General features: G+C 50.2%; 23 protein-coding genes and 4 tRNA genes. 20 read left to right on the top strand and 7 right to left on the bottom strand.

Features of this window, described 5'->3' with window-relative positions:
* Window positions 1–92: 92 nt before the first annotated feature.
* From LWL52_RS19790 to LWL52_RS19775, 4 genes are all read right to left on the bottom strand, one after another.
* A complete protein-coding gene (locus LWL52_RS19790) occupies window positions 93–845 on the bottom strand; it encodes a LytR/AlgR family response regulator transcription factor (protein WP_242923684.1) in 753 nt (250 codons plus the stop codon).
* A gap of 29 nt (window positions 846–874) precedes the next feature.
* On the bottom strand, window positions 875–3,844 hold the full coding sequence (locus tag LWL52_RS19785) for a two-component regulator propeller domain-containing protein (protein ID WP_242923822.1): 2,970 nt from the start codon (window positions 3,842–3,844) through the stop codon (window positions 875–877).
* 118 nt (window positions 3,845–3,962) lie between these two features.
* A complete protein-coding gene (locus tag LWL52_RS19780) occupies window positions 3,963–5,069 on the bottom strand; it encodes a glycosyltransferase family 4 protein (RefSeq protein WP_242923683.1) in 1,107 nt (368 codons plus the stop codon).
* 2 nt (window positions 5,070–5,071) lie between these two features.
* Window positions 5,072–5,833 carry a glycosyltransferase family 2 protein gene (locus LWL52_RS19775; RefSeq protein WP_242923682.1) on the bottom strand — a complete coding sequence of 254 codons (762 nt, stop codon included), beginning with the start codon at window positions 5,831–5,833 and terminating at the stop codon, window positions 5,072–5,074.
* Window positions 5,834–6,124: 291 nt separating this feature from the next.
* Between LWL52_RS19775 and LWL52_RS19770 the strand changes: the two genes are divergently transcribed.
* From LWL52_RS19770 to LWL52_RS19745, 6 genes are all read left to right on the top strand, one after another.
* Window positions 6,125–6,718 (top strand): sigma-70 family RNA polymerase sigma factor, encoded by a 594-nt coding sequence (locus LWL52_RS19770; protein ID WP_242923681.1) that lies wholly within the window; start codon window positions 6,125–6,127, stop codon window positions 6,716–6,718.
* Between the two features lie 22 nt (window positions 6,719–6,740).
* Entirely contained in the window at window positions 6,741–7,028 is a 288-nt protein-coding gene (locus LWL52_RS19765; RefSeq protein ID WP_242923680.1) for an anti-sigma factor family protein, read from the top strand.
* Window positions 7,029–7,034: 6 nt separating this feature from the next.
* Window positions 7,035–7,619, top strand: coding sequence for a guanylate kinase (gmk, locus tag LWL52_RS19760; protein WP_242923679.1), 585 nt, complete (start codon window positions 7,035–7,037; stop codon window positions 7,617–7,619).
* Window positions 7,616–8,188 carry a nicotinate (nicotinamide) nucleotide adenylyltransferase gene (gene nadD, locus LWL52_RS19755; RefSeq protein WP_242923678.1) on the top strand — a complete coding sequence of 191 codons (573 nt, stop codon included), beginning with the start codon at window positions 7,616–7,618 and terminating at the stop codon, window positions 8,186–8,188. Before gmk ends, nadD begins: the two co-directional genes overlap by 4 nt.
* A gap of 302 nt (window positions 8,189–8,490) precedes the next feature.
* Complete coding sequence (locus tag LWL52_RS19750) at window positions 8,491–9,603, top strand: glycoside hydrolase family 26 protein (protein WP_242923677.1); 1,113 nt, start codon at window positions 8,491–8,493, stop codon at window positions 9,601–9,603.
* Window positions 9,604–9,646: 43 nt separating this feature from the next.
* Window positions 9,647–10,540: a 3-keto-disaccharide hydrolase gene (locus LWL52_RS19745; protein WP_242923676.1), complete on the top strand. Its 894-nt coding sequence runs from the start codon at window positions 9,647–9,649 to the stop codon at window positions 10,538–10,540.
* Between the two features lie 113 nt (window positions 10,541–10,653).
* Here the strand turns inward: LWL52_RS19745 and frr are convergent, their stop codons facing one another.
* The 3 genes from frr to LWL52_RS19730 form a co-directional block, all read right to left on the bottom strand.
* The gene (gene frr / locus LWL52_RS19740; RefSeq protein WP_242923675.1) at window positions 10,654–11,217 is read right to left on the bottom strand and encodes a ribosome recycling factor; all 564 of its coding nucleotides are present in this window, start codon (window positions 11,215–11,217) and stop codon (window positions 10,654–10,656) included.
* A 59-nt stretch (window positions 11,218–11,276) separates the two neighbouring features.
* Entirely contained in the window at window positions 11,277–12,062 is a 786-nt protein-coding gene (gene pyrH, locus LWL52_RS19735) for a UMP kinase (protein ID WP_242923674.1), read from the bottom strand.
* A 79-nt stretch (window positions 12,063–12,141) separates the two neighbouring features.
* Complete coding sequence (locus tag LWL52_RS19730; RefSeq protein WP_242923673.1) at window positions 12,142–12,639, bottom strand: acyl-CoA carboxylase biotin carboxyl carrier protein subunit; 498 nt, start codon at window positions 12,637–12,639, stop codon at window positions 12,142–12,144.
* An 86-nt stretch (window positions 12,640–12,725) separates the two neighbouring features.
* Here LWL52_RS19730 and LWL52_RS19725 point away from each other — a divergent pair, with 86 nt between their 5' ends.
* The 14 genes from LWL52_RS19725 (at window position 12,726) to rpoB (ending at window position 25,877) form a co-directional block, all read left to right on the top strand.
* Window positions 12,726–15,269, top strand: a complete 2,544-nt coding sequence (locus tag LWL52_RS19725) for a M1 family aminopeptidase (protein WP_242923672.1) — start codon at window positions 12,726–12,728, stop codon at window positions 15,267–15,269.
* A 141-nt stretch (window positions 15,270–15,410) separates the two neighbouring features.
* Entirely contained in the window at window positions 15,411–16,430 is a 1,020-nt protein-coding gene (locus LWL52_RS19720; protein WP_242923671.1) for a YncE family protein, read from the top strand.
* 638 nt (window positions 16,431–17,068) lie between these two features.
* A tRNA-Tyr gene (locus LWL52_RS19715) sits at window positions 17,069–17,151 on the top strand.
* 85 nt (window positions 17,152–17,236) lie between these two features.
* Window positions 17,237–17,309: transfer RNA gene (locus tag LWL52_RS19710), tRNA-Gly, on the top strand.
* A gap of 118 nt (window positions 17,310–17,427) precedes the next feature.
* A tRNA-Thr gene (locus LWL52_RS19705) sits at window positions 17,428–17,499 on the top strand.
* Window positions 17,500–17,572: 73 nt separating this feature from the next.
* Window positions 17,573–18,760 carry an elongation factor Tu gene (gene tuf / locus LWL52_RS19700; protein WP_242923670.1) on the top strand — a complete coding sequence of 396 codons (1,188 nt, stop codon included), beginning with the start codon at window positions 17,573–17,575 and terminating at the stop codon, window positions 18,758–18,760.
* A 110-nt stretch (window positions 18,761–18,870) separates the two neighbouring features.
* Window positions 18,871–18,943: transfer RNA gene (locus LWL52_RS19695), tRNA-Trp, on the top strand.
* Between the two features lie 28 nt (window positions 18,944–18,971).
* Window positions 18,972–19,163, top strand: coding sequence for a preprotein translocase subunit SecE (gene secE, locus LWL52_RS19690; RefSeq protein WP_242923669.1), 192 nt, complete (start codon window positions 18,972–18,974; stop codon window positions 19,161–19,163).
* 8 nt (window positions 19,164–19,171) lie between these two features.
* On the top strand, window positions 19,172–19,732 hold the full coding sequence (nusG, locus tag LWL52_RS19685; RefSeq protein WP_242923668.1) for a transcription termination/antitermination protein NusG: 561 nt from the start codon (window positions 19,172–19,174) through the stop codon (window positions 19,730–19,732).
* Window positions 19,733–19,742: 10 nt separating this feature from the next.
* On the top strand, window positions 19,743–20,186 hold the full coding sequence (gene rplK, locus LWL52_RS19680) for a 50S ribosomal protein L11 (protein ID WP_242923667.1): 444 nt from the start codon (window positions 19,743–19,745) through the stop codon (window positions 20,184–20,186).
* A gap of 13 nt (window positions 20,187–20,199) precedes the next feature.
* Complete coding sequence (rplA, locus tag LWL52_RS19675) at window positions 20,200–20,892, top strand: 50S ribosomal protein L1 (RefSeq protein ID WP_242923666.1); 693 nt, start codon at window positions 20,200–20,202, stop codon at window positions 20,890–20,892.
* 4 nt (window positions 20,893–20,896) lie between these two features.
* Window positions 20,897–21,421 (top strand): 50S ribosomal protein L10, encoded by a 525-nt coding sequence (gene rplJ / locus LWL52_RS19670; RefSeq protein WP_242923665.1) that lies wholly within the window; start codon window positions 20,897–20,899, stop codon window positions 21,419–21,421.
* 42 nt (window positions 21,422–21,463) lie between these two features.
* Window positions 21,464–21,844 carry a 50S ribosomal protein L7/L12 gene (rplL, locus tag LWL52_RS19665; protein ID WP_242923664.1) on the top strand — a complete coding sequence of 127 codons (381 nt, stop codon included), beginning with the start codon at window positions 21,464–21,466 and terminating at the stop codon, window positions 21,842–21,844.
* Between the two features lie 160 nt (window positions 21,845–22,004).
* Window positions 22,005–25,877 carry a DNA-directed RNA polymerase subunit beta gene (gene rpoB, locus LWL52_RS19660; protein ID WP_242923663.1) on the top strand — a complete coding sequence of 1,291 codons (3,873 nt, stop codon included), beginning with the start codon at window positions 22,005–22,007 and terminating at the stop codon, window positions 25,875–25,877.
* The last annotated feature ends 52 nt before the right edge of the window (window positions 25,878–25,929 follow it).

Genomic DNA, 25,929 nt, shown 5'->3' with positions numbered 1-25,929 from the left:
TGTATAAACGTATCTTTCCCACCTCCGGATAACGGGCGTTAGCCGGAAAATGGGAAGCGTGCGGAAAGGAGGTTAAAGAAAGTAAGTATGCCTCATATAATATTGAACCGCGACATCAACGTTTTCTTGTAAGACTTGCCGATGGGGATATCTCCTTTGGCAAATACGACCGAGTTTTCTTCCAGCGCCTCTATCTTGTCCAGGTTGGCGATGTAGGAACGGTGCACTCGCACAAAGTTCTGGGAGGGCAGTTTCTGCTCCATATCCTTTAATGTAGAGCTGACAAGGTACTTCTGATCGGCCGTAACGATAAAGGAGTAGTTGTCATAGGCTTCTACCCACAGGATATCACTGTAGTGCACTTTAATGATGCGGTGCTTTACTTTTACGAAGATGTAATCGGCGGCTACTTCTTGTTCTTTTGTGGATTGCTGCATGCCGTCTATTTCTTTTCCATTAGTATGATGACTGGTATTGTCGTGTTTGTATAAAGCAATTTCGATAGCGGAGCGCAGGCCTTTCTCGTCAAACGGCTTCACCAAAAAGCCATCCGGCTCGGTTTTCTTGGCCCTGTCCAGCGTTCCTTTGTCGGCGTAGGCGGTCAGGTAAATGAACGGGATATTGAATTCCTGGCGGATGCGGTGACCAATTTCTACGCCATCTGCCTCGCCCCGCAGGTTAATGTCGAGCAGCACCAGATCCGGCTGGGTTTCCCGGATCATGTCGAGGGTATCTTCACCGGTATCTATTGCGCAGATTTCATAGCCCAGTTCCTTCAGGCTTGCGGCAATATCCTCGGCAATGATGACCTCGTCTTCTGAAATAAGGATTTTTGGTTTCGTCATAGCATTTAGAGCATACGAGAATAATTAAATTATGATGGCAAAACAAAATGTAATGTTGATTTTGTACCATTGTTATTTTCAAAGTACATCTCTCCCTTTAACTTTCTGCTGAGCGTTGAAACAAGCTGTAAGCCAAACGACTGGCTTTTACGGCTGGCAAAATCATCGGGTAAACCTTTCCCGTTGTCGGCAACTACTAACGTATAATGCTGGTTATCGTTATACTTCAACGACACCCACAAAGCGCCGTTATGCTCATTTGGAAATGCATACTTCAATGAATTGGATACAAGTTCGTTTACGATCAGCCCTAACGTAATGGCTGAATCTATGTCTGTTTTTATAGGCAAAATCTGCAGGTGTAAGGCTATTCTGGCCGGGTCAATGCCATAGGCTGCATACAGGCTCTCGCAGATACCTTTAAAATAATCTTCCAGGTCGATCTGCCCCAAGTCATCATGGCGATAGAGGCGCTCGTGCAAAATAGCCATCGACCGCACGCGGCTTTGGATGGCCCGCATCACATCCCGGGTCTGTGGGTCTTCCACATGCCGGGCCTGCAGGTTCACCAGGCTGATCACGATCTGTAGGTTGTTTTTTACGCGATGGTGAATCTCCTGCAGCAGGGTTTCTTTTTCCAGGTTCTTGCGCTCCAGCATGGTGGTCCGGTGGCGCACCTTCATCTCCAGCAGGCTGTTCATCTTCACCAAGTTCTGCTCGCGCAGGCGCACCACACTTAGTATAATGCCAGCCAGCACCAGGAGCATGAGCCCGATAAACCATTCGCGGCGCCAGATAGGTGGCACAATGGTAAAGGTATAGGTAAGCGGCTGCGGCGTCCAGATCCCGTCGCCATTGCGGGCCATCAGCTCGAATGTATACTTGCCTGGGCCCAGGTTGGCATAGGTGGCATATGTTTGCCGGGTTACTGCCGACCATTGCTCTTCGTTTCCTACCAGCCTATACTTGTACCGTACCTCGGTCGGGGACGAGAGGCTGATGCCATGGAAACTGAAGGTGACATGGTTCTGGTTAAAAGGCAGGTGCAGCTTAAGGGGCAGGCCGGAGGCAGAATCGGTTTTATATCCAAGCTTGCGCCACTCGGTAGGCTTTTGGTAGAGCAGAATGTCGGTTAGCAGCAGTTGCGGACACTCCTTGTTCGGTCGGTCCAGCTGCGGGAGGTACTTGGTCAGGCCCTTGGCCGTACCAAACCACATCGTACCGTCAGGCGTCTGGGTAATGGCGTTATACCCTACCTCGATGCCGCGGAAGCCATCCTGGTAGGAGAACACGCGGTAGCTGAGTTTGCGCTTGCGGCGCAGCGAATCCAGCTGTATTTTGAGCAGGTTGCGGCTGGTACCCACCCACAGGTTGTCGGCTGTATCTACATACAGGTTCCGGACCCCTTCGTTTGGCAACCCCCAGCCCGAATTGACCAGGTAGGAATCCTTTGCAGCGCGCAGCACCACAATCCCAAAGTTAAAGGCGCCGAAGTATAAATTGCCCGTTTTATCTTCTGCCATAGCCGTGACCTCCTCCATGGGGTAAGCGCTTAATTCGGGGGGACGTTGCAGTTTGCCGCTTACCAGCCGGTACACGCCCGACTCGGTGCCGAACCACAGGTTGTTTTTACGGTCATTGAGGATACAGAATACGCGCTGCGGGCTATCCGCTGTACCTGTTGTTACCTGCCGGAAGGTATTTCCTGTTCGGGTAGCGACGCCATTGGCGGTGGCAAACCACAGGTTTCCGGCCGAGTCGGGCATGCACTGGTAAATGGTGTTGGAAGGCAGCCCGTCGGCAACGGTATAGTGGCGTACCGTTTTGGGGGTCAGGTTCCAGAGGCCGTTGCTGGTGCACACCCATACATTGTCGCTGTTCTGCACCCACATGTTATACAAGGTGGTGCCGACAGGCCATACATCGGTATAAAGCCAGTTAAGCTTGTTGCCGTCCTGCACATAGGCCGCATGCCCATCGTCGGTGCCCAGCCATACGCGCCCGTGCATGTCCTGGGCCAAGGCTGTTACCCGCGATTCAGTATTGCCGGCAAAATCAAAGTAATGGACAAACCAGGGCGCTTTATACTGCTGCAGGCCGTAGCCATCGGTACCAATCCAGACGTTGCCTTCGGTATCAGAGGCCAGTGCTGTGACGTGGTTGGTCCGAAGCCCGTTTTGCCGTGTGATATGGGTGATGCTGTCGTTGCTGAGCTTGAGCAGGCCGTCTGTTGTTAAGCCGATCCACAGGTTGCCGTACTGGTCTTGGGTAAAACTGCTAACCGCCGGGGAAGAAACGGAGCGGGGCAGGCGCTGGCGGGTAAGTTTGCCCTTGCTGATGCGGGCAAGGCCTTGCTGGGTACCCACCCATACCTGGCCCTGGTGCAGCAAGAGGCTGGTAATGCTGTTACTGCCCAGGTCGCTGTTCGCTGCCGTGTAATGCCGAGGCTGTTTGCCAAGGGCATAAAGCCCGGCCGTTTTGCTGCCCACCCAAACCTCGCCGGCAGGGGTGGTAAGCAGCGCGGTGTAGGGCTGCAGGGGAAGTTGAGAATATAGCCGGAAGCCGTTGTCTGCTAAAAAGTACAGGCCTTTTTTGGTGGCCACCCAGATCTGCCCCGTCGCATCCTCGGCAACAGCAAGTATGCCCGTGTCGGGTAAGCTGTTAAAATGCCGGAAGTGCTGGTTTGTGTACAGGTTAAGGCCATGGTCGGACGTGCCTATCCAGAGGCGTTTGCGGCTATCCTGAAAAAGGCAGGAGATGTTGTTGCTGCTAAGTCCCTGTTGCCGGGTGTAGGTAAGAAACGTGCTGCCATCAAATTTGCTTACGCCGCCGCGGGTAGCCAGCCATAGTTGCTTTTTGTCGTCCTGCAACATGCCATTTACCTGCGACTGCGGCAGGCCGTCCTCCAGCATCCAGTTGCGGAAGTTATACTGCTGCGACCACACAGCATGTGGCGGAGCAAGCAGGCATAACAGCAAGGAAAGTCGCAGGAGGTACATCACAGCTTTTATACGTTTTACTCCGATAGCTGCAGCTTGCGGGCACCTTAACGAAGGTAGGAGGTTGTATAAAAGTTACTACGGATGTAAGACTAAAAGGTAAACAAGTAAAGGTTTGCTAAATTTTGCTAACCTCCAGAATTTCCTTGTAAACAGCTAGCGTGCGCTGGGCAGTATGCTCCTTCGAGAATTTAAGCACTTCCTGGCGGGCATTCTCCGTTAGGCTGTTGCGCAGCGTTGAGTTTTGCAGCACCTGCAGCACCTGTTGCGCCAGCAGGTCCGGGCGGCGGATGGGTGCCAGCAGGCCCGTGATGCCGTGCTTTACCATTTCCGGAATACCGCCCGCCTCGGTAGCTACCACCGGCACACTACAGGCAAAGGCATCGAGTACCGAGGAGCCCAGGCCTTCTTTCACGGTCGTGAAGAGGAAGAGATCCAGCTCCGGCAGGATTTCTTTTACATTGCTTACAAAGCCCGTGAAAATGACATCTGCTGCTAAGCCCAGAACTGCGGCATATTGCTTTATTTCCTGCTCCAAAGGGCCACTGCCAATGGCAAAATACCGGGCTTTTACCCCGCTCTCCTTTAAAAGCTTAACCGTGTCCAGGAAAGTATAATAGTCCTTGTGCTTATCTAAAGCCGAAACATTGCCAATCAGCAGGTGATCGGTGGGAATGGAGTACTTGCGCCGCAGGTAAGTGGCATTCTGGCGAGTATATTGCTCGAACGCCTCCAGGTTAATGCCGCTGTAAACAGTTACACACTTTCCGCTGTCTTTTATACTAGCGGCCATCTGTTGGCGCACGCTGTCTGAAACGCACAGAATACGCCTGATTCCGCTGTAATTGTATTTGAATTGGGAGAGTGGGTTGCGGCCGATTTCAAACTCTACCCGCCGGCTTAACACCAGTTCCGCTTTGGCGCCTAATACATGCGCCAGCACCCCCAACGTATGAGCATGGCTGGTATGCAGGTGCATCAGCTGGATGTGGTGGGAATTAACGTAGTTTTTGAGCTTTGTAGCCGAAGCAAAGGGGAAGACCTTCGAAAAAGAGAGCGTTACGTACGGAATTTGCATGCGCTGTGCATACGCCTCAAACCGGGAGCCTTTGCGGCAGCCAACAAAGTTCTCTACGCCGTGCCGCTGCAGTTCTTCTATCAGGTAAGCGGCTTGTTGCTCGCCTCCCCGCCACGTCTTTTCCGATATCAGATGCAGGATGCGCATGCTCAGGCAAGTATAAATTTTTCTTCCTGCATACGCCAGATCTTCAGGTAACGCATAAACACGCTGCCGGCGGCCAGGCAGGCAATCGTAAAACCTACTTTGCCATCCAGCACGCCCAGCTTCAGGATATACTGGCGTAGAAAACGCCCCAGCGGTTTTATAGCCAGATGAAAAAGCGTAACCTGCTTTGTTTTCCGGGCCCGGTCTTTGGCTGCAAGCCAGCTATACTCGTTCCACTTATCCAGGTAGTGGGGCAGGTCTTTGTAAGTATAATGCAGCATTTTGTGCTGCAGCGTGCCTGTGCTGCCCGGCACCTGCAGTTCCTCGTGCACATGCTTGTCGGAGTATTGGCACCTGCTCCGGTCAAAGAGGCGCACCACGGCATCGTTTCGCCAGCCACTGAAACGCACCCGCTGGCCCATAAAAAAGTTTTTGCGGAAAATGCGGTAAGCGGCATGTGTGGGAGAGCCGGTGAGCAATTGCTGTAATTCCTGCTGCAGCCCGGCTGGTATCCGCTCGTCGGCATCCAGCATCAGCACCCAGTTGTGGGTAGCTTGCGCTAAGGCCCAGTTGCGTTGGCGCGAATAATTCTCGAAGGCATGCTGCTGTATTTTTACCGGGTATCGGGCGGCAATTTCCAGCGTAGCATCTGTGCTGAACGAGTCGATTACCAGTACTTGGTCGGCCCACAGGAGCGATTCTATAGCCGCAGCTATATTTTTTTCCTCATTTTTACAGATGATAATGGCGCTAACTCCGGGCATGGCAACGTATATACACAATGGCTGTTGCTGCAAAAGTACGACAAAGCGGTATACAATTTTAAAATCCGGCTATAATTGCATCGGCCACCGCTGCCGGCAGCAACTGCGCCTAACGTGCTCAGGTATAGCACGGCCGCCTGTTTTGCGTATAGTGCAGGTATAGTAAAAAATTATGCGCTTGCCGTGAAGCCGCTGCAACCCTGCGGCGGCAAGCAGGGTATGTAATTAAAATTTCTATATTTGCGTATAATACGCGATGGCGGACTTCATTAAAGTACAAAATCCAGATAGATGAGCGATCAAACAGGGAAACAAATGAGTAAGGAGGAAAAAGATGCACGGTTTGAGGCCGAATTGCTGCCCGTGCTGGACCCTCTGTACAACTTTGCCTACAGGCTCACCCTAGACGAAGACGACGCGAACGACCTGGTGCAGGAGACATATCTGAAAGCCTACCGCTTCTTTGACTACTTTGAGCAAGGAACTAATGCAAAAGCGTGGCTGTTCCGAATCCTGAAGAACTCGTTCATAAACGAATTTCGAAAAAAGAGCAAGCAGCCGGCAAAGGTTGACTACAGCGAGGTAGAGGGGTATTATAACTCGGAAGATGTAGAAGGGGAAAGTGGCGTGGCCACCACCACCGATATGCGCACCGAAAGCGTGCAGGATCTGATAGGCGATGAAGTGGCCAGTGCCCTGAATGCTTTGCCTGTCGATTTCAGAACCGTGATCATCCTGTGTGACCTGGAAGGGTTTACGTATGAGGAGATGGCCAAAATACTGGACATTCCGATCGGAACTGTCCGTTCCCGCCTGCACCGCGCCCGAAATTCTTTGAAAGAGAAGTTAGAAAAGTATGCCAGAAGCATGGGGTATAATGATTAAAGAATTTTAAGAGTTTGAGGTAATGGAATCAAAATTTACGGAAGCTTACGAGCAGAGTGCCTCAGAGTCGGGGCATGAAACGAACTGTGAGAAGATCATAAAATTGCTGGACGCCGTCGTGGACGGAGAGGCCTCGGCAGAGGAACAGATCTTTTTCAACGGGCACATCGAAGAGTGTGTTCCCTGCTTTGAAAGCCATCAAAAGCAGAAGCTTCTCAAAGGCCTTGTCAGCGGCCACTTAAAGCGCAGGATCGTGCCGGACCGCCTGGCATTCTCGATCAAAGCTAAAATCCAAGAAACTACGGTATAACCCCTGATGCAAGGCAAAATCATCATCTTTTCGGCACCATCCGGTGCCGGCAAAACTACTATAGTAAAGCATCTGCTCAATGTCATGCCCCATTTGAGCTTCTCTATTTCGGCCTGCACCCGCGATAAGCGCGGCCGCACCGAAGAAAACGGCAAGGATTATTACTTTATCACCCCCGAAGACTTTAAGCAAAAGATTGCAAACGATGAGTTTGTGGAGTGGGAGGAAGTATACGAGGGGGCTTTTTACGGCACCCTTAAGTCCGAGATCGAGCGCATCTGGAAAAGCGGCAAGCACGTGATTCTGGATGTGGATGTGAAAGGCGGCCTAAGTATAAAGCACTTTTACAAAGAGCGCGCCCTGGCTGTGTTCGTAAAGCCTCCCTCCATCGAAGAACTGGCCAAGCGCCTCACAGCCCGCAACACCGACTCGGCCTCAAGTATTTCCAGCCGGGTTTTTAAAGCTAATTTTGAGTTAGGATTCGAAGACCAGTTCGATAAGGTGATCGTAAACGACAACCTTGAAAGAGCCTGTGCCGAGGCCGAAAAGCTGGTGCATGAGTTCCTGGCTTCCGAACCGGCCATTGTATGAAAGTAGGGCTGCTGTTTGGCTCCTTTAACCCCATCCATACCGGGCACCTGATCCTGGCCAATTACATGGCTACGAACACCGACCTGGATACCGTTTGGCTGGTTGTCTCGCCGCAAAACCCTTTTAAGCCCAGCAACACGCTGCTGCACGAGTTCGATAGGTTGCAGATGGTTACCTTGGCTATTGCCGATAATCCGAACCTGAATGTGTCTAACATCGAGTTCAGCATGCCCCGGCCCAGCTATACCATCGATACGCTCACCTACCTGCAGGACAAGTATCCAAGCTATGAGTTTGTGTTACTGATGGGCGAGGACAACCTGCCTCTGTTCCCAAAGTGGAAAAATGCCGACCGGATCCTCGAATACCACCGGGTCTATATTTACCCGCGTTCGGGCTCCGTTACCGTGGCGTTGCCGGAAATGCCCAACGTGACCTTTGTTAAAGCCCCTATACTTGATATATCTGCTACCTTTATCCGCAATTGTATCCGGGAAGAGAAAGACATCAAATACCTGGTACCCGATGAGGTAGCCGACTACATTAAAGTGCATAAACTGTACCGGTAGCTTTCCCAAAAAACAGCAGCTGCAAGGCACAAGCATCGTATAAAATAGAACGCACCCACGAAACGGTTTCGCAGGTGCGTTCTTTTTTACTGCAGTTTATATTTGCGTAGGCTAGGCCCAGGCAATGCGGCGCAGCAGAAACGATAGCGCCGCGCCGCTGGATGCCGGGCACAAGTATGGCTGCCCGTAAAATGGCCGCCCGTCCGGATTGCAAGTGCCGGGAAGCCATGCTATATTGCTGATAACTATATAGCTGCCTGATGTATACCCGACTTTTAATAAAGCCTATTTTACGATGGCCCTTGCTCTGCTGCCTGTTGCTGGCGGGGTGTGCTCCTTCAAAACCAATTGATGCCGGTGCCACTGCCGAAACCACAGCCCTGTATCAGAACCTGGGCAAGCTGGCAAAGCATCACACCCTGTTCGGACACCAGCACGCCACAGAGTATGGTCATGGCTGGGCAGGCGACAAAGACCGCTCGGATGTGAAATCGGTAACCGGTTCGCACCCCGCCGTAATCGGGGTGGACTTCAGCGGGTTTTCGGGCCGGCCGGCAGAGGAGGTGCGCCTGAACAAGGAGCGTGTGCGGCAAACAGTGATTGCTACCTACAACCGCGGCGGGGTAACCACAGCTGCCTGGCATTTTCCCAACCCGGTGTCCGGCGGTAGCTTTTACTGGGTCGATACCGTTTCGTTACCGGCCGTCAGTTACATTATTCCCGGTGGAGAAGCCCACGAGGCGTATAAACAGATCCTGAACGGCATAGGCGAATGGGCGCACACCCTGAAAGGAGCCAACGGCACGCTGGCCCCCGTCATTTTCCGGCCTTTCCATGAGTTTGACGGCGGCTGGTTCTGGTGGGGCAAACCACATGCCTCGCGCGAGGAGTTTATTGCCCTGTGGCGTTTTACAGTTGCCTACCTGCGCGACAGCCTGGATGTGCATAATTTTATCTATGCCTACTCGCCGGATAATAGATTCCGAACGGAAGCCAAATACCTGGAGCGCTACCCGGGCGATGAGTGGGTTGATATGGTGGGTATGGATAACTATGGCGACATGGGCCGCGACCGTTATGCCACTGATACGGCCGCTATGAAGCTGAAGATCCTGTCAGATTACGCCCGGAAAGCCGGCAAGCTGGCGGCTTTCACCGAAACCGGCCTGGAGTCGATACCCGATACGACCTGGTGGACGAAAACGCTTTTACAAACCATGAAACGGGAGGACCTGCACCTTTCTTACGTGCTGGTGTGGCGCAACGACACCCGCAGCCCCACGCACTTTTATGCCCCTTTTCCCGGACAGGTGAGTGTGCCTGATTTTATGCGGTTCTATCAAGACCCTTATACTTTGTTTGAAAAGGACCTGCAGCAAATTTATAAGAAGAAGAAATTTCTGGGCATTTTTTAGCGGCTACAGCAAGCACATTGTTATACCCATTTTAACCTGACATATGAAAAACAGATCTTTTATGGTGAAGGGGCTGGCAGCCTGTGCATCGGTTTTAATTTGCCTGTTCTGTCTGAGCTCCTTTAACAGGGAAGAAGTATGGACGCCGTTGCTCGACAAAAACCTTTCGAACTGGGAGATGTACTTGAGCTACCGGCACCAGGATGGCTACAAAGGCGAAATGCCGAAAGGCAAGGACGGGAAAGCGCTTGCGCCGATTGGGTACAACAAAAATGAGAACAATGTATTCTCGATGGTAGAAGAAAACGGGGAGCCGGTGCTGAAAATAAGCGGCGAAATTTACGGGTGCCTCTTTACAAAGCAGGACTTCGAGAACTACCATCTCAAGCTGAAAGTGAAATGGGGCAACAAGAAATGGGTACCCCGCACAGCAAAACTAAAGGACTCCGGTATTGTGTATCACTCCCAGGGCAAAAGCGGGGTAGATTACTGGCGCTCCTGGATGCTGGGGCAGGAGTTCCAGATCATGGAAGGGCACATGGGCGATTACTGGCCTATTGCTTCCTCGGCCATCGATGTGCGCGCTTACATTCCGGAAGGTGACATGAATACCGTAGCCAGCCCAAAGCAGCCTTTCCTGCCGCTTGGCGCCGGTTCTGATATCGGAAATTTCTGCCTGCGCAGCGAAGACCATGAAAGCCCGCCAGGCGAATGGACCGAAATCGAGCTGATCTGTTATAAGGGCAAGAGCCTGCATCTTGTGAACGGCCACGTGGTGATGGTGCTGCAGAACTCCCGTTATATGCAAAATGGCAAGCCGGTGCCGCTTACCAAAGGCAGGTTACAACTGCAAAGCGAGGCCGCAGAAGTATACTACAAAGACATCAAGATCAGGCCCCTGGCCGCGATGCCTGAAAAGTATGCCAGCCTGTTTTAAAGCCAGGCACAAGTATAGGCGCAGCAAAGTATAAACAAGTATAAAAAGGAAGCCCTTCTGATTTCTCAGAAGGGCTTCCTTTTTATCTAAAATCTAATGTCTAACATCTAAACTTACACCGTCATGATCTCTGCTTCTTTCTTAGAGAGCAGCTCGTCGATCTTCACAATGTAGGAATCGGTCATTTTCTGCACCTTGGCTTCGGCATCGCGCACGGCATCTTCGGCGGTACCTTCTTTCTGGAGCTTGCGCAGCGAGTCGTTCACATCTTTGCGGATGTTGCGGATGCTGATCTTGCCGGCTTCCGTTTCGTTTTTCACCTGCTTTACCAGGTCGCGGCGGCGCTCCTCGGTCAGGGCCGGAATGTTCAGGCGGATGGCATCAGCCTCTTGCTGCGGGTTCAGGTTCAGGTCGCTGTTTTTGATGGCTTTGTTTATCTCGCCCAGCATGTTTTTTTCCCAGGGCTTGATGAGCAGCGTGCGGGCGTCTGGCGTCATTACGTTGGCTACCTGCGAGATGGGCGTTGGCGTGCCGTAATAATCCACGCGCAGGTCTTCTACCATGGCAGGCGAGGCCTTGCCGGCGCGGATCTTGATCAACTCGCTGCCCGTATGCTGCACCGCTTTCTGCATCGACTCTTCTGCTTCGCTCAGGTAAAACTGAATTTCTTCCGTCATATCAATTGTAGCTTAATAGGATTCTGATAAAACTAATAAGTATGGTTTGTGCAAAAGTATTAAAAATTGCCGGATTTCTGATTGGCCTCTTCCTGCTGCAACTTCGTCATGGTTTCTTCCATGGCTTCGGCAATATCATCCATCGACACCAGCGTGCCGATCGACTCGCCTTCTACCAGGCGCTTCAGGTTGCCGGGCTTGTTCATGTTAAAGACTACAATGGGTAAGTTATTTTCTTTGCAAAGCGTAAAGGCGGTCATGTCCATTACGTTCAGGCCTTTTTCAAACACATCTTTGAACGAGATGTTGGAGTAGAATTCGGCATCCGGGTTTTTCTCCGGGTCGGCCGAGTAAATGCCGTCTACGCGGGTTCCTTTTAATACCACGTCAGCCTCGATCTCAATAGCACGCAGCGATGCGGCAGAGTCGGTGGTAAAGTATGGGCTGCCAATGCCGGCGCCAAAGATCACCACGCGGTTTTTCTCGAGGTGGCGTACGGCGCGGCGGCGGATGTAAGGCTCGCATACCTGCTGGATGTTGAGACCGGAGAGCAGGCGGGTATAAACGCCCAGTTTCTCCATGGCACTCTGCAGCGCCATACTATTGATAACGGTAGCCAGCATGCCCATGTAATCGCCCTGCACGCGGTCCAGGCCCACTTGCTCGGCCTGCACGCCTCTGAAAATGTTACCGCCGCCAATGACAACAGCTACCTGCACCCCCATTTGCGCAATTTCTTTAATCTCTTCGGCATACTTGAGCAGCCTGTTGGAGTCGATGCCATACTGCTGATCTCCCATTAGCGCCTCGCCGCTTAGCTTTAACAAAATTCTTTTATACTTCACGGTATCTATTGTATTGGTTATGGTTCTGGTTTACACAAAAAACGGCCACCGTGGCAGCCGCTCTCATTATACGCACACTTTAAAAAAGAATCAGGACCTGGTTTTTTTCCACGTTTTGCCTTACCTGTACTTTGATTTCCTTCACAACGCCGTCGCCGGGTGATTTGAGGATGTTCTCCATCTTCATTGCTTCCAGGATCATGATCGGGTCGCCTTTTTTTACTTCCTGGCCGGGTTTCACTTTTATTTCCAGTATAAGGCCCGGCATGGGAGCCTTTACGTCATTCACCTTCTGTATGTTGGCATCGCTCATGCCCAGTTGGTCGAGCAGTAAATCAAAACGATCTTTGACGCGTATGGTGTGCGTGGTGCCGTTTATTTTAAAAGTAAACGTTTTGGCCTGATAGTCTGCCTGCACCACTTCTGCCGTATAGGACTTATTATCCTTTAAAATATGAAAGGTACGGGGGCCGATAGGTGAAATGTCCCAGTTAAACGGAGTGCCATCCAGCAGGATCGCGTCTTTCTGCAGCTCAACCTGCCATGCTTTACCGTTTGGGGTGGTTACCTGGAGCATCTTTCGTGTGTTGGTTCAGACCTTAAAGTTAAAGGTTTTCTCAGAGTATTTTTAGAACTTGACCTCAAAATTAAAAACTATCCCGCATGAATCATAGATTTTTGAGTGCTGTAAGCCTGGCTGCTACCATGGCTTTTCTGGTAAGCTGCAATGCCAGCAAAGGCGTGAGTGAAAGCAGCAAGGTGCCGGCCGCCACTACGACCCATGTAGCCGCCCCGGCTGACAGCGTGCCTGCCTGGGCACCCAAAAAATTTGCCTTTAACCCCAGCCGCACCCTGGAAAACGACCTGCTGCACACCACCCTGCGCGTTAGCTTCGACTGGCAGAAACAATATCTGAACGGCACTGCCGAGATCACGGCCAAGCCCTGGTTCTATCCGCAAAATACCCTGGTGCTCGACGCCAAAGGGTTTGATATACACGCCGTGAGTTTGCTGAAAGGTACCGACGGTATGCCCCTCAAGTATGACTACAACGGCCAGCAACTCACCATCCACCTCGACAAGACCTATACCCGCAACGACAAGTATGTGGTGGAGATTAGTTATACTGCCAAACCAAACGAACTGCCGGCTGGCGGCAGCACCGCCATTACCGAAAACAAGGGCTTATACTTTATCAACCCGCTGAAGCAGGACCCCGACAAGCCGCAGCAGATCTGGACCCAGGGCGAAACGGAAGCAAACTCGGCCTGGTTCCCCACCACCGACTCGCCAAACGAGCGCATGACACAGGATGTCTATATTACTGTCGATCCGAAGTTTACGACCCTGTCGAACGGCGCTTTTGTGTACTCCCGCAAAAATGCCGATGGCACTAAAACCGATTACTGGAAGCAGGAGCTGCCTGCTGCGCCCTACTTAACTATGCTGGCGATAGGGGAGTTTGCAGTAGTAAAAGACAAGTGGCGCGACAAAGAAGTCAATTACTATGTGGAGCCTGCCTATAAGGGCACCGCTAAAAAGATCTTCGGCCATACCTCCGAAATGATGGAGTTCTTCTCTACCAAGCTGGGCGTGGCTTACCCCTGGGCCAAGTATGCGCAGGTGGTGGTGCGGGATTTTGTGTCGGGCGCCATGGAAAACACGTCGGCCACGGTGTTGATGGAAGATCTGCAACTGAACGAGCGCGAGCTGCTGGATAAGAACTGGGACGGCATTATTGCGCACGAGCTGTTTCACCAGTGGTTCGGCGATTATGTAACCACCGAGTCCTGGGCAAACCTGCCGCTCAACGAGTCGTTTGCCAACTATTCGGAATACCTGTGGGCCGAGCATAAATTCGGCCCCGATGAGGCGGCTTACCTGCAGCGCGATGAGCTGGACCAGTACCTGGACGAGGCGCAGACAAAACGCGAACCCCTGATCCGCTACTACTACAAAGACCGCGAAGACATGTTCGACAGCCACTCCTACGCCAAAGGAGGACGTGTGCTGCACATGCTGCGCAAGCTGGTTGGCGACGATGCCTGGTGGGCGTCGCTGAACCTATACCTGACGCGCAACAAATTCACCGCTGTGGAAATAGCCGAACTGCGCATGGCGTTCGAGGACGTGACAGGCCGCGACCTGATGTGGTTCTTCGACCAGTGGTTCGCCAAGCCCGGCCATCCGGAGCTAAAAGTAACGCATACGTATCAGAACGGGCAACTGGCCCTGCATGTGGTGCAGCAGCAGGATACCACCTACATGCCCGTGTACCGGCTGCCGTTGCAGGTAGCAGTATGGGCAAATGGCAAGCGCACCGATTATCCGATCGTGATCGAAAAGGCCGACCAGACCTTTACTTTCCAGGTGCCTGCGCAGCCGCAGCTGGTGCTCTTTGATGCCGAAAACCAATTGCTGGGCACCGTAACCGATGATAAATCACAACAGGAGCTGCTCTTCCAGTTTAATAACACGAAAGGCTATGCTACTAAAATAGAAGCCATGGAAAAGCTGCAGGACAAGCTTCCGGATCCAGAAGTGGTAGAAATGCTGCAGACAGCCCTGAAAAGTGATTACTGGCGACTGCGCAGCGCAGCCATTAACATTTTGAGCAACCTGAAAGCAAACGAGGCTACTGTAGTGGAAGGCGAGATCCAGCGCATGGCGCAGCAGGATAAGCAGGGCGCAGTGCGGGCCGATGCCATACTTGCGCTGGCCGGATGGGGAGGCGCCAAGTATAAAAACCTCTACGAACAGGCTCTGAAAGACAGCTCGTACCAGGTAGCCGCTTCGGCTATACTTGCCTATGCCGGCACCGGCGCCCCGGATGCTAAAGCCCGCCTGGCCCAGTTTGACCAGGAGAAAAGCGACGACATCATCCTGTCGCTGGCAGCTTATTATGCCGTGCAGGGCGGCCCCGAGAAGTATGACTGGTTTATGAAACAGCTCCGCCAGACAAAAAGCGGTACTTTATACTTTGTACTTCAGAGCTTTGGCGCCTATTTAGCCGGAAACAACAATGCCAACCGACCGGAAGCCATTGCCTTGCTGGCCGATATTGCGCAGAACAACAACATCTACCAGGTGCGGGGCTCTGCTTACCAGGCGCTTATGGTGCTGTCGGAGCAGCCCCAAATACAGGAACTGCTAAAGAAGATCAGGGAAAACGAGAAGGATGAACGGTTGCTGGAGATGTATAAGTAATCACCATTCCATCCTGAACGAAGTGCCATACTTCGTTCAGGATTACACTTCCGAGCAGCGAGCAAAGGCTTAAGGCGGCCATAGGCAAAACAGGATCGTAGAAAGAAGGGCGAATACTTACCATCTTAAACCGCTATGCGTTTGCCCTCTGGAATCAGTCTGAAAAGTATCTTTTTTGCCTTGCTCTCCGGGTTCGTGGTGCTTTCTTCCTGTTGCAAGGCGCAGGAAAGCTACGGCACCCGGTTTCTTTCCCTGCAGAAGGTGATAAAACTCCCCGGCGTTAGCGGCCGCATCGATCACCTGGCCGTGGATACAGCGCATCAGGTCGTATACCTGGCGGCCCTGGGCAACAACACCGTAGAGGTAATCGATCTTTCCAAAGGAGAAGTGGTTCATACCTTTAAAGGATTAAATGAGCCGCAGGGAGTTGCATACCTGCCCCGGACAAATGCGGTTTTTGTCGCGAATGGGGGGAATGGCATCTGTACCTTCTATGATGCCAAAACCTACAAACAGGTGGCGGCGCTGGACTTAGGAGAGGATGCTGATAATGTGAGCTATTTGCAGGCTGATCAGACTATTTATGTCGGGTATGGGAATGGCGGGATTGCAATGATCGATGCAGGAACCATGAAAGTGCTCGGAACCATCCGGCTTTCAGGTCATCCCGAGGGCTTTGTAATAGATCCGCTCACAAAGAAAATATGGGCCAATGTGCCCGATGCAAGCGTTGTGGCAGTGCTGGACGGTAAAAACAGCAAGGCCCTTGATGCGTGGAAAATAAAGTCGCCATTAGGCTGTTACCCGATGGCATACAGCAGCCGCGATCACCGCCTGTTCATTGGCGGCAGAACACCTCCCAGCTTACTTGTACTGGATAGTGAGACAGGCAGGAAGATAACCCAACCGCCCTGCGTAAGCGATGCCGATAACGTTTTTTATGACACAGCCTCTAAAAGAATCCTGGTCAGCGGAGGCGGCGGCTACGTCGATCTCTTTCAACAGCAAAAGGCAGATCGCTACACGCAAATTGCACATGTTGCGACACGCCCAGGGGCCCGTACTTCGTTATGGGTGCCGGAATGGAAAGAACTACTGGTAGCGGTACCAGCGCACAAAGGGCAGCCGGCAGAATTATTGGTTTATAGTATGAATGATTGAAGCACAAAAAGCCAAACTGCCTGCTTTTTTTAAGTATGTTAAAGGAGCACGCGTTGGAAAAGCCATGCTGGTTTTGTAGGAATTGAGGCGATTAAGCTATTCCGCCTGTAAATGGGTAGAAGTATAAACGGCAAGGTGTATTCCGCTAGTCATTGGTTGCCTGTTACTCTTTGTCCTGCAGCCAGGGGCTTCACGAAGCAGAAGAAGATGAGCTTTGGGGAGAAGGTAAAAGGAAGGCAGGCGACCGCACCAGCCAAAGGGCCATTGCTTGATACGAACCTATCCCCAGAGGAAACGAGCTTGGAATGCCGCCATATTAGGTGCAGACTGGCAAAAGCCATAAACAATGTAACAAGTCAAAGGAAAGCTTCCTCTTGCTTTATTCCTTCTATCCGAAAAAGTATAAAGTTCTCAAAACGAAGGTTCCAACGCACTTAAAGCTAGTTTTAAAAGCCAGCCGATAGGATTAAAGAGCAGCTTTAAAACATGCGTATCGTAATTTTTTTCACTTTTTTTGAGAGAATATTTGACAGGTAAGAAAAAGCGCTTAATTTTGCATCTCCTTAGAACAAAGACGGGTTCTGAAGCCAGCGGTTTTAAGGGAAATGTTCTGCTGATTTACTGTAAAATTAGCGTTTGGGGAGATTCCAGAGCGGCCAAATGGAACGGACTGTAACTCCGTTAGTGTAAACTTTCGCAGGTTCGAATCCTGCTCTCCCCACGAACTGAATTTTGAATGACTGAATGAGTGAATGATTTTGAATTATTCACTCATTCAAAATTTCTAAATGCAGCATTAAAAGAAAGCGGGAGTAGCTCAGTTGGTAGAGCGATAGCCTTCCAAGCTATAGGTCGCGAGTTCGAACCTCGTCTCCCGCTCGTAGAAATTTAAAGAAGAGATTAAGCTTAACTTACGGGTTTTGTCAGGGAGGAATTTCATCTAGATGAATTTCCTTTTTATTGTAAGTTAAGATTTAGGCGCTTCGGAAAGTTTTAAGCCGACGTAGCTCAGGGGTAGAGTACTTCCTTGGTAAGGAAGGGGTCGTGGGTTCAATTCCCATCGTTGGCTCAAAGTCCGTTACGTGTTTTTAAAAAAGCGCAACATAAACTTAAACGTTTTAACCTTAATTTAATATCATACAATGGCTAAAGAATCATTTGACCGTTCCAAACCGCACGTAAATATCGGTACTATTGGTCACGTTGACCACGGCAAAACTACTCTTACAGCTGCTATCACTACAGTGTTGGCTAAAAAGGGTCTGGCTGCTCTTCGTGACTTCTCTTCAATTGACAACGCTCCTGAGGAAAAAGAAAGAGGTATTACTATCAATACTTCTCACGTAGAATACGCAACAGAAAACCGTCACTATGCACACGTTGACTGCCCAGGTCACGCTGACTATGTGAAGAACATGGTTACTGGTGCTGCTCAGATGGACGGCGCTATCCTGGTAGTAGCTGCAACTGACGGACCAATGCCACAAACTCGTGAGCACATCCTTCTTGCTCGTCAGGTAGGTGTTCCTCAGCTGGTAGTATTCATGAACAAAGTGGACATGGTAGACGATCCGGAGCTTCTTGAGCTGGTGGAGATGGAAATCCGTGAACTGCTTTCTTTCTATGATTTCGATGGTGATAACATTCCTGTAATCCAGGGTTCTGCTCTTGGTGGCCTGAACGGCGACGAGAAGTGGGTGAAAACTATCGAAGAACTGATGGATGCTGTTGATAGCTGGATTCCGATCCCTGCTCGTCTGACAGACCTTCCATTCCTGATGCCAGTAGAGGACGTGTTCTCTATCACAGGTCGTGGTACTGTAGCTACAGGCCGTATCGAGCGTGGTGTAATCAACTCTGGTGAGCAGGTTGAGATCCTGGGTATGGGTGCTGAGAACCTGAAGTCAGTAGTAACAGGTGTTGAGATGTTCCGCAAGATCCTTGACAGAGGAGAAGCTGGTGACAACGTAGGTCTGTTGCTGCGTGGTATTGAGAAAACCGATATCCGTCGTGGTATGGTTATCTGTAAGCCAGGTTCAGTGAAGCCGCACATGAAGTTCAAGGCTGAGGTTTACGTTCTTTCGAAAGAAGAAGGTGGTCGTCACACGCCATTCTTCAACAAGTACCGTCCACAGTTCTACTTCAGAACCACAGACGTTACAGGTGAGATCATGCTGCCAGAAGGCGTAGAGATGGTTATGCCTGGTGATAACATCACTATCGAGGTAAACCTGATCAACAAGGTTGCCATGGAAAAAGGTCTGCGTTTTGCGATCCGTGAGGGTGGTAGAACAGTAGGTGCCGGCCAGGTAACTGAAATCCTTGACTAATATTATATTACAAACCCGTTCTCAGAAGATTTTTTGAGAACGGGTTTGTTTTTTTAAAAGGAATACCTAAATTTGCACTCCATTTAGCAAAAAGTGGCGTGCATTTTTTTACGGGTGTAGCTCAATTGGTAGAGTAGTGGTCTCCAAAACCATTGGCTGGGAGTTCGAGTCTCTCCACCCGTGCAATTTTAACCTTCTGGTAAAGCGAAGTATGAGCAAGATTAGCAGCTATATTAACGAAACAGTAGAGGAAATGAAATCGAAGGTTTCATGGCCTAGCTACCCTGAATTGCAGAGCAGCTCTATATTGGTACTGATTGGCTCCCTGATTTTTGCGCTCATAGTTGGTGTGATGGACTTTGCGTTCGATTCGACATTGACGTGGTTTTACAACCAGTTTTAAAGAAACCCATGGCTGACTTAAAGTGGTATGTAGTTCGCGCTGTAAGTGGACAGGAAAAGAAAGCGAAGGCTTATCTGGAAAATGAAGTGATCCGCCAGAACCTTGGGGAGTATGTTCCGCAGGTGTTGATCCCGGCAGAGAAAGTATACGAAATGCGCGCTGGCAAGAAAAGGATCAGAGAGCGCAATTTCTTTCCAGGTTATGTGCTGGTGCACGCCGACCTTTCGCATGGCGAGGCTGAGCACATCATCATCAGCACTCCGGGCGTGATTGGTTTCCTGGGTACAGAGGAGAAAGGACAAGTGAGTAAAAAGCCGGTGCCTTTGCGCCCGTCAGAAGTAAACAGGATCCTGGGCACGGTAGACGAAGCAGAAGAGCAGGCAGAAGTACTGGATACGCCGTTTATTGTAGGTGAAATGGTGAAAGTGATGGATGGTCCTTTCAGCGGTTTCTCCGGAACAGTAGAAGAGGTGTTTGAAGAACGTAAGAAGCTCAACGTGATGGTGAAGATCTTCGGAAGAAACACCCCGGTAGAGCTGAATTACATGCAAGTAGAAAAAGAATCGTAGTAAATAAATAATGGCAAAGGAAATAAAAGGTTATCTGAAACTTCAGATAAAGGGAGGTGCCGCGAATCCATCGCCACCGGTTGGACCTGCACTTGGTTCTAAAGGTCTTAATATCATGGAGTTCTGCAAGCAGTTTAATGCCAGAACACAGGATAAGCCTGGGCAAGTGTTACCAGTATTGATTACAATGTACGCAGATAAGTCCTTCGACTTCGTGGTGAAAACTCCACCTGCTCCTGTATTGTTAATGGATGCTGCTAAGATCAAGGGTGGTTCGAAAGAGCCAAACCGTAACAAAGTAGGTTCAGTAACCTGGGATCAGATCAGAGAGATTGCAGAAACGAAAATGCCTGATCTAAATGCTTTCAAAGTAGAAGCCGCTATGAGACAAGTAGCCGGTACTGCCAGAAGCATGGGCATTACAGTGTCTGGTAACGCTCCGTGGAACGAATAATTAGCTGAAGGATATGGCGAAGATTTCAAAGAAAAGGAAAGCAGCTTTAGAGAAAGCTGACCTTACAAAAGAGTATGCTTTAGCAGACGCAGCCGGTGTCGTAAAAGAGATTACGTACACTAAATTTGATGCCTCTGTGGATATCGACGTGCGCCTGGGTGTAGACCCGCGTAAGGCCGACCAGATGGTACGTGGTATTGTTACCCTGCCCCATGGTACTGGTAAAGATATCAAAGTTCTTGCCCTGGTTACTCCTGACAAAGAGCAGGAAGCAAAAGATGCCGGTGCCGACTTTGTAGGACTGGATGATTACATTCAGAAAATCGAAAAAGGATGGACGGATGTGGACGTGATCATCACGATGCCTGCCGTTATGGCCAAAGTAGGTCGCTTAGGTCGTATTCTGGGCCCGCGTAACCTGATGCCAAACCCGAAGTCTGGTACTGTTACACAGGATGTAGCGAAAGCTGTAAAAGAGGTAAAAGCCGGTAAGATCGACTTTAAAGTTGACAAATTCGGTATCATCCACACCAGCGTTGGCAAAGTATCTTTCTCTGCAGAGCAACTGGCCGCTAACGCAGCGGAAGTAATTCAGACCCTGACTCGTTTGAAGCCTGCTTCTGCAAAAGGAACTTACATCAGGAGCATCACGTTGTCCAGCACCATGAGCCCCGCTGTAACAGTAGACAAGAATTTAGCTATCTAAGAACATGACCAGGGAAGAAAAAGAGATAATCGTACGGGACCTGAGCGAGAAGTTAGCTAACACTAACTACTTCTACATCACTGATGCTTCTACGATGAGTGTTGCAGGCATCAACGCATTCAGGAGATTGGCATTCGATCGTGGCATCGAGTACAAAGTATACAAGAACACACTTATCAAGAAAGCATTAGATACGCTGGATGCTGATACATCAGCCCTTGATGGTGTGTTGAAAGGCGCTTCCGGCATCCTGTTTTCAACTGAGTCAGGAAATGCCCCGGCTAAACTGATCCAGGACTTCAGAAAGAAAGGCAATGCGCTTCCGCTTCTGAAAGGTGCCTTTATCGATGCAGGCATCTATGTAGGCGACGAGCAGCTTGACGCCTTAACGAAGGTGAAATCGAAAGCAGAGGTAATCGCTGATGTGATCGCAATGCTTCAGTCTCCAGCTAAGAACGTTATTTCTGCTCTCCAGAGCAGCGGTGGCAAACTGGCCGGTATTCTGAAGACCTTATCTGAAAAAGAATAATTTAAAAACGTAATCAATAAGTAACTTTTAATTTCAATAAAAATGGCAGATTTGAAAGCATTCGCTGAGCAGTTAGTAAACTTAACTGTTAAAGAGGTTAATGAACTAGCTACTATTCTTAAGGACGAGTATGGCATCGAGCCTGCTGCTGCTGCTCCAGTAATGGTTGCTGGTGGTGGTGGTGCTGAAGGAGGAGCTGCTGCAGAAGAACAAACTTCTTTTGACGTAATCCTTAAGTCAGCAGGTGCCTCTAAACTAGCGGTTGTTAAGCTGGTAAAAGAATTGACTGGTCTTGGTCTGAAAGAGGCTAAAGAATTAGTTGATAGCGCTCCTAAGCCTTTGAAAGAAGGTGTGGCGAAAGACGAAGCAGATTCTTTGAAGAAATCATTGGAAGAAGCTGGTGCTGAAGTAGAGGTTAAATAATCTCACTTACCAACATACCGAGAACAGGTAGACCTGGCAGATTCGTCAGGTCTTTTCCTGTTTGTATATGGATTCAAAATTAATTTGAATTCTTTTTTGCCCACAGTTGTTTTGGACTCTGTGTGCACATAACTGATTTTAAACGTAAAATTCCAAGGCTTTGGCTAAGAATAAGACGACAGAAAGAATCAATTTTGCCTCTATCAATCCTGTTATCGATTACCCTGACTTCCTAGATGTTCAGTTACAATCGTTTCAGGATTTTTTTCAGCTGGAAACCCCCGCTGAAAATAGGGCACAGGAAGGACTGTTCAAAGTATTTGCCGAGAACTTTCCAATCTCCGATTCACGCGAGAACTTCGTACTGGAGTTTATCGATTATCACATTGACCCTCCAAAATACTCTGTTGATGAAAGCATCGACAGGGGCTTAACCTATTCGGTACCCCTAAAGGCAAAACTGCGCCTGATCTGTAACGACGAAGACAACGAAGATTTCGAAACAATAGAGCAGGAGGTATTCTTAGGTAACATCCCATACATGACGGAAAAAGGTTCTTTCGTCATCAATGGTGCTGAACGCGTGATCGTGTCGCAGCTACACCGCTCGCCGGGTGTTTTCTTTGCGCAAAGCAAACACACGAATGGAACAAAGTTATATTCTGCCAGAATTATTCCATTTAAAGGTTCCTGGGTTGAATTCGCTACGGACGTGAACAACGTGATGTATGCTTACATCGACCGTAAGAAGAAGTTCCCTGTTACTACCTTGCTGCGTGCCATCGGGTATGGCACCGATAAAGATATCCTGGATCTGTTTGGTCTTTCGGAAGAGATACCGGCAACAAAGGCTAATTTGAAGAACGCTGTTGGCAGACGTCTGGCTGCACGTGTTTTAAGAACATGGACAGAAGACTTCGTGGATGAAGATACCGGTGAAGTTGTTTCTATTGACAGAAACGAAGTGATCCTGGAGCGTGACTCTGAAATTTCAGCCGACGATATTGACGTGATCACCAACTCCGGCGTGCAGTCTATTATCCTGCACCGCGAGAATGTGAACATTGCCGATTACGCGATTATCTATAACACGCTGCAGAAAGACAACTCCAACTCTGAGCAGGAAGCCGTAGAGCAGATCTACCGCCAATTGCGAAACACAGAGGCACCGGACGTTGAAACAGCCCGTGATATTATTCAGAAGCTATTCTTCTCTGACAAGCGGTATGACCTGGGTGAAGTAGGCCGTTACAGAATCAATAAGAAACTGGGACTGGATACCAACTGGGATGCAAAAGTACTGACCAACGAAGACATCGTGCTGATCGTGAAGTACCTGATCGGCCTGATCAACTCCAGAGCAGTAGTAGATGATATTGACCACTTGAGCAACCGCCGTGTAAGAACGGTAGGCGAGCAGTTGTATGCACAGTTTGGCGTTGGTCTGGCCCGTATGGCCCGTACCATCAAAGAACGTATGAACGTGCGTGACAACGAAGATTTCAAGCCGGTTGACCTGATCAACGCGCGTACCCTGTCTTCTGTGATCAACTCGTTCTTCGGAACAAACCAGCTGTCGCAGTTCATGGACCAGACCAACCCGTTGGCAGAAGTGACGCACAAGCGTCGTGTATCTGCCCTAGGACCAGGCGGTCTGTCAAGAGAGCGTGCCGGTTTCGAAGTACGTGACGTTCACTACACGCACTACGGTCGTCTTTGTACCATCGAAACACCGGAAGGACCGAACATTGGTCTGATCTCTTCGCTGTGCGTACACGCCCGCGTAAACCACATGGGCTTTATCGAAACACCTTACCGCAAAGTGGTGGAAGGTAAAGTAGAAACTGACGGCAGCGTAGAATACCTGACAGCAGAAGAAGAAGATACCCACCACATTGCCCAGGCCAACGCCCTGATTGATGAAGGTGGTAATTTCCTGAGCGAAAGAGTAAAAGGCCGCTTCGAAGGGGACTTCCCGGTAGAAGAGCCGAATACTTATACTTATATGGACGTGGCGCCGAACCAGATCGTATCGGTGGCAGCCTCCATGATTCCGTTCCTGGAGCATGATGATGCTAACCGTGCCCTGATGGGTTCGAACATGCAACGCCAGGCCGTACCATTACTGAAGCCGGAAGCGCCGATTGTGGGTACAGGTCTGGAAAGAAGAGCGGCTATTGACTCCAGAGCACTTGTTGTGGCTGAAGGTGACGGCGTAATTGACTTCGTTGACGCTAACAAGATTGTAGTGAAGTACGACCTGACAGAAGATGAGAAATTAGTCTCTTTTGATGCCGAGTATGTAACCTACAAACTGGTGAAGTTCAGAAGAACCAACCAGGACACCTGCATCAACCTAACGCCGATCGTGAAAACGGGCGAGCGCGTTTACAGGGGGCAGCCGCTTTGCGAAGGCTATGCCACTAACAACGGTGAGCTGGCTATCGGCAGAAACATGCAGGTAGCGTTCATGCCTTGGCAAGGGTATAACTTCGAGGATGCTATTGTTATCTCTGAAAAAGTAGTAAGAGATGACATCTTCACTTCTATCCACATTGAGGAATTCGAGCTGGAAGTTCGGGAGACCAAGCGTGGGGAAGAAGAACTGACGTCGGAGATTCCGAACGTGAGCGAGGAAGCTGTCCGCAACCTCGACGAGAACGGTATCATCCGCATCGGTGCTGAGGTGAAGGAAGGCGATATCCTGATCGGTAAGATCACACCGAAGGGCGAAACGGATCCGACGCCGGAAGAGAAGCTACTGCGTGCCATCTTCGGCGACAAGGCCGGCGATGTGAAGGATGCCTCGCTTAAGGCGCCGCCCTCACTGAATGGCGTGGTTATTGAGACCAAACTGTTCTCGCGTCCTAAAAAGGACAAGAACCTGCGTGCCAAATCCAAGAAAGAGGTTGAAGAACTGAAGGCTAAGTATGGCAAAGAGCTGACTGTCATTAAAAATGTGATGGTAGACAAGCTGGTTGGCCTGCTGGAAGGCAAAACTTCACAAGGCATCAAGCACAAGTTTGGGGATGAAATTCTGACGAAAGGCTCTAAGTTCTCTAAAAAGAACATCATCGAGGCCCTGTTCCCGGAAAAGAACCCTTACAAGGACGAGAGCAACTATGCCGTGCCGGAAGAGGTGAACATGTTCAAAGACCTGATCCTGGAGAACTGGACTGCTGACGAGAAAACCAACACAATGCTGTTGCAGCTGGTGAAGAACTATAACAAGCGACGCAACATCGTTTCGGCTCACTTTAAGCGCGAGCGGTTCACCCTGGAAGTAGGAGATGAGTTACCGGCAGGTATCGTGCAGCTGGCTAAAGTATACATCGCCAAAAAGCGTAAGCTGAAGGTGGGTGATAAGATGGCCGGTCGTCACGGTAACAAAGGTGTGGTAGCCCGTATTGTGCGCGAAGAGGACATGCCGTTCCTGGAAGATGGAACGCCAATGGACATCGTACTGAACCCGCTGGGTGTACCTTCAAGGATGAACATCGGTCAGATCTATGAAACGGTGCTTGGATGGGCTGGTCTGAAATTGGGTAGAACATATGCTACGCCAATCTTTGACGGTGCTACAGAAGAGCAGGTGCAGGCAGAACTGGCAGAGGCAGGCTTGCCAAGCTTCGGTCGTTCATACTTGTATGATGGCCTGAGCGGAGACCGCTTCGACCAACCGATCACGGTAGGTGTTATTTACATGCTGAAACTGGGTCACCTGGTAGATGATAAGATGCACGCGCGTTCTATCGGACCATACTCCCTGATCACGCAGCAGCCATTGGGTGGTAAAGCCCAGTTCGGTGGCCAGCGTTTCGGAGAGATGGAAGTATGGGCGCTGGAAGCCTTCGGTGCCTCCAACGTGCTGCAAGAGATACTGACAGTAAAATCAGATGACGTGATTGGCCGTGCGAAAGCATACGAGGCCATTGTGAAAGGTGATGTGTTGCCAAAACCAAATATCCCGGAATCATTCAACGTATTGATTCACGAGCTAAGAGGTCTGGCACTGGAAATTACACTGGAATAAAAGAAAAGCTAAGTGCGGCGGCTCCGGCCAAGTCACTTAGCTCTCTTCTTTA

It is taken from the genome of Pontibacter liquoris, assembly GCF_022758235.1.
GTDB classification, from domain to species: domain Bacteria; phylum Bacteroidota; class Bacteroidia; order Cytophagales; family Hymenobacteraceae; genus Pontibacter; species Pontibacter liquoris.
Note: the sequence above shows the minus strand (reverse complement) of the source record. Positions and strands in the feature narration are given on the sequence as shown.

Excerpts from the sequence above, each read along its gene's own strand:
- LWL52_RS19790 (WP_242923684.1), bottom strand. The coding sequence starts at position 845 with ATGACGAAACCAAAAATCCTTATTTCAGAAGACGAGGTCATCATTGCC.
- LWL52_RS19785 (WP_242923822.1), bottom strand. The coding sequence starts at position 3,844 with ATGTACCTCCTGCGACTTTCCTTGCTGTTATGCCTGCTTGCTCCGCCA.
- LWL52_RS19780 (WP_242923683.1), bottom strand. The coding sequence starts at position 5,069 with ATGCGCATCCTGCATCTGATATCGGAAAAGACGTGGCGGGGAGGCGAG.
- LWL52_RS19775 (WP_242923682.1), bottom strand. The coding sequence starts at position 5,833 with ATGCCCGGAGTTAGCGCCATTATCATCTGTAAAAATGAGGAAAAAAAT.
- LWL52_RS19770 (WP_242923681.1), top strand. The coding sequence starts at position 6,125 with ATGAGCGATCAAACAGGGAAACAAATGAGTAAGGAGGAAAAAGATGCA.
- LWL52_RS19765 (WP_242923680.1), top strand. The coding sequence starts at position 6,741 with ATGGAATCAAAATTTACGGAAGCTTACGAGCAGAGTGCCTCAGAGTCG.
- gmk (WP_242923679.1), top strand. The coding sequence starts at position 7,035 with ATGCAAGGCAAAATCATCATCTTTTCGGCACCATCCGGTGCCGGCAAA.
- nadD (WP_242923678.1), top strand. The coding sequence starts at position 7,616 with ATGAAAGTAGGGCTGCTGTTTGGCTCCTTTAACCCCATCCATACCGGG.
- LWL52_RS19745 (WP_242923676.1), top strand. The coding sequence starts at position 9,647 with ATGAAAAACAGATCTTTTATGGTGAAGGGGCTGGCAGCCTGTGCATCG.
- frr (WP_242923675.1), bottom strand. The coding sequence starts at position 11,217 with ATGACGGAAGAAATTCAGTTTTACCTGAGCGAAGCAGAAGAGTCGATG.
- LWL52_RS19730 (WP_242923673.1), bottom strand. The coding sequence starts at position 12,639 with ATGCTCCAGGTAACCACCCCAAACGGTAAAGCATGGCAGGTTGAGCTG.
- LWL52_RS19725 (WP_242923672.1), top strand. The coding sequence starts at position 12,726 with ATGAATCATAGATTTTTGAGTGCTGTAAGCCTGGCTGCTACCATGGCT.
- tuf (WP_242923670.1), top strand. The coding sequence starts at position 17,573 with ATGGCTAAAGAATCATTTGACCGTTCCAAACCGCACGTAAATATCGGT.
- secE (WP_242923669.1), top strand. The coding sequence starts at position 18,972 with ATGAGCAAGATTAGCAGCTATATTAACGAAACAGTAGAGGAAATGAAA.
- nusG (WP_242923668.1), top strand. The coding sequence starts at position 19,172 with ATGGCTGACTTAAAGTGGTATGTAGTTCGCGCTGTAAGTGGACAGGAA.
- rplK (WP_242923667.1), top strand. The coding sequence starts at position 19,743 with ATGGCAAAGGAAATAAAAGGTTATCTGAAACTTCAGATAAAGGGAGGT.
- rplA (WP_242923666.1), top strand. The coding sequence starts at position 20,200 with ATGGCGAAGATTTCAAAGAAAAGGAAAGCAGCTTTAGAGAAAGCTGAC.
- rplJ (WP_242923665.1), top strand. The coding sequence starts at position 20,897 with ATGACCAGGGAAGAAAAAGAGATAATCGTACGGGACCTGAGCGAGAAG.
- rplL (WP_242923664.1), top strand. The coding sequence starts at position 21,464 with ATGGCAGATTTGAAAGCATTCGCTGAGCAGTTAGTAAACTTAACTGTT.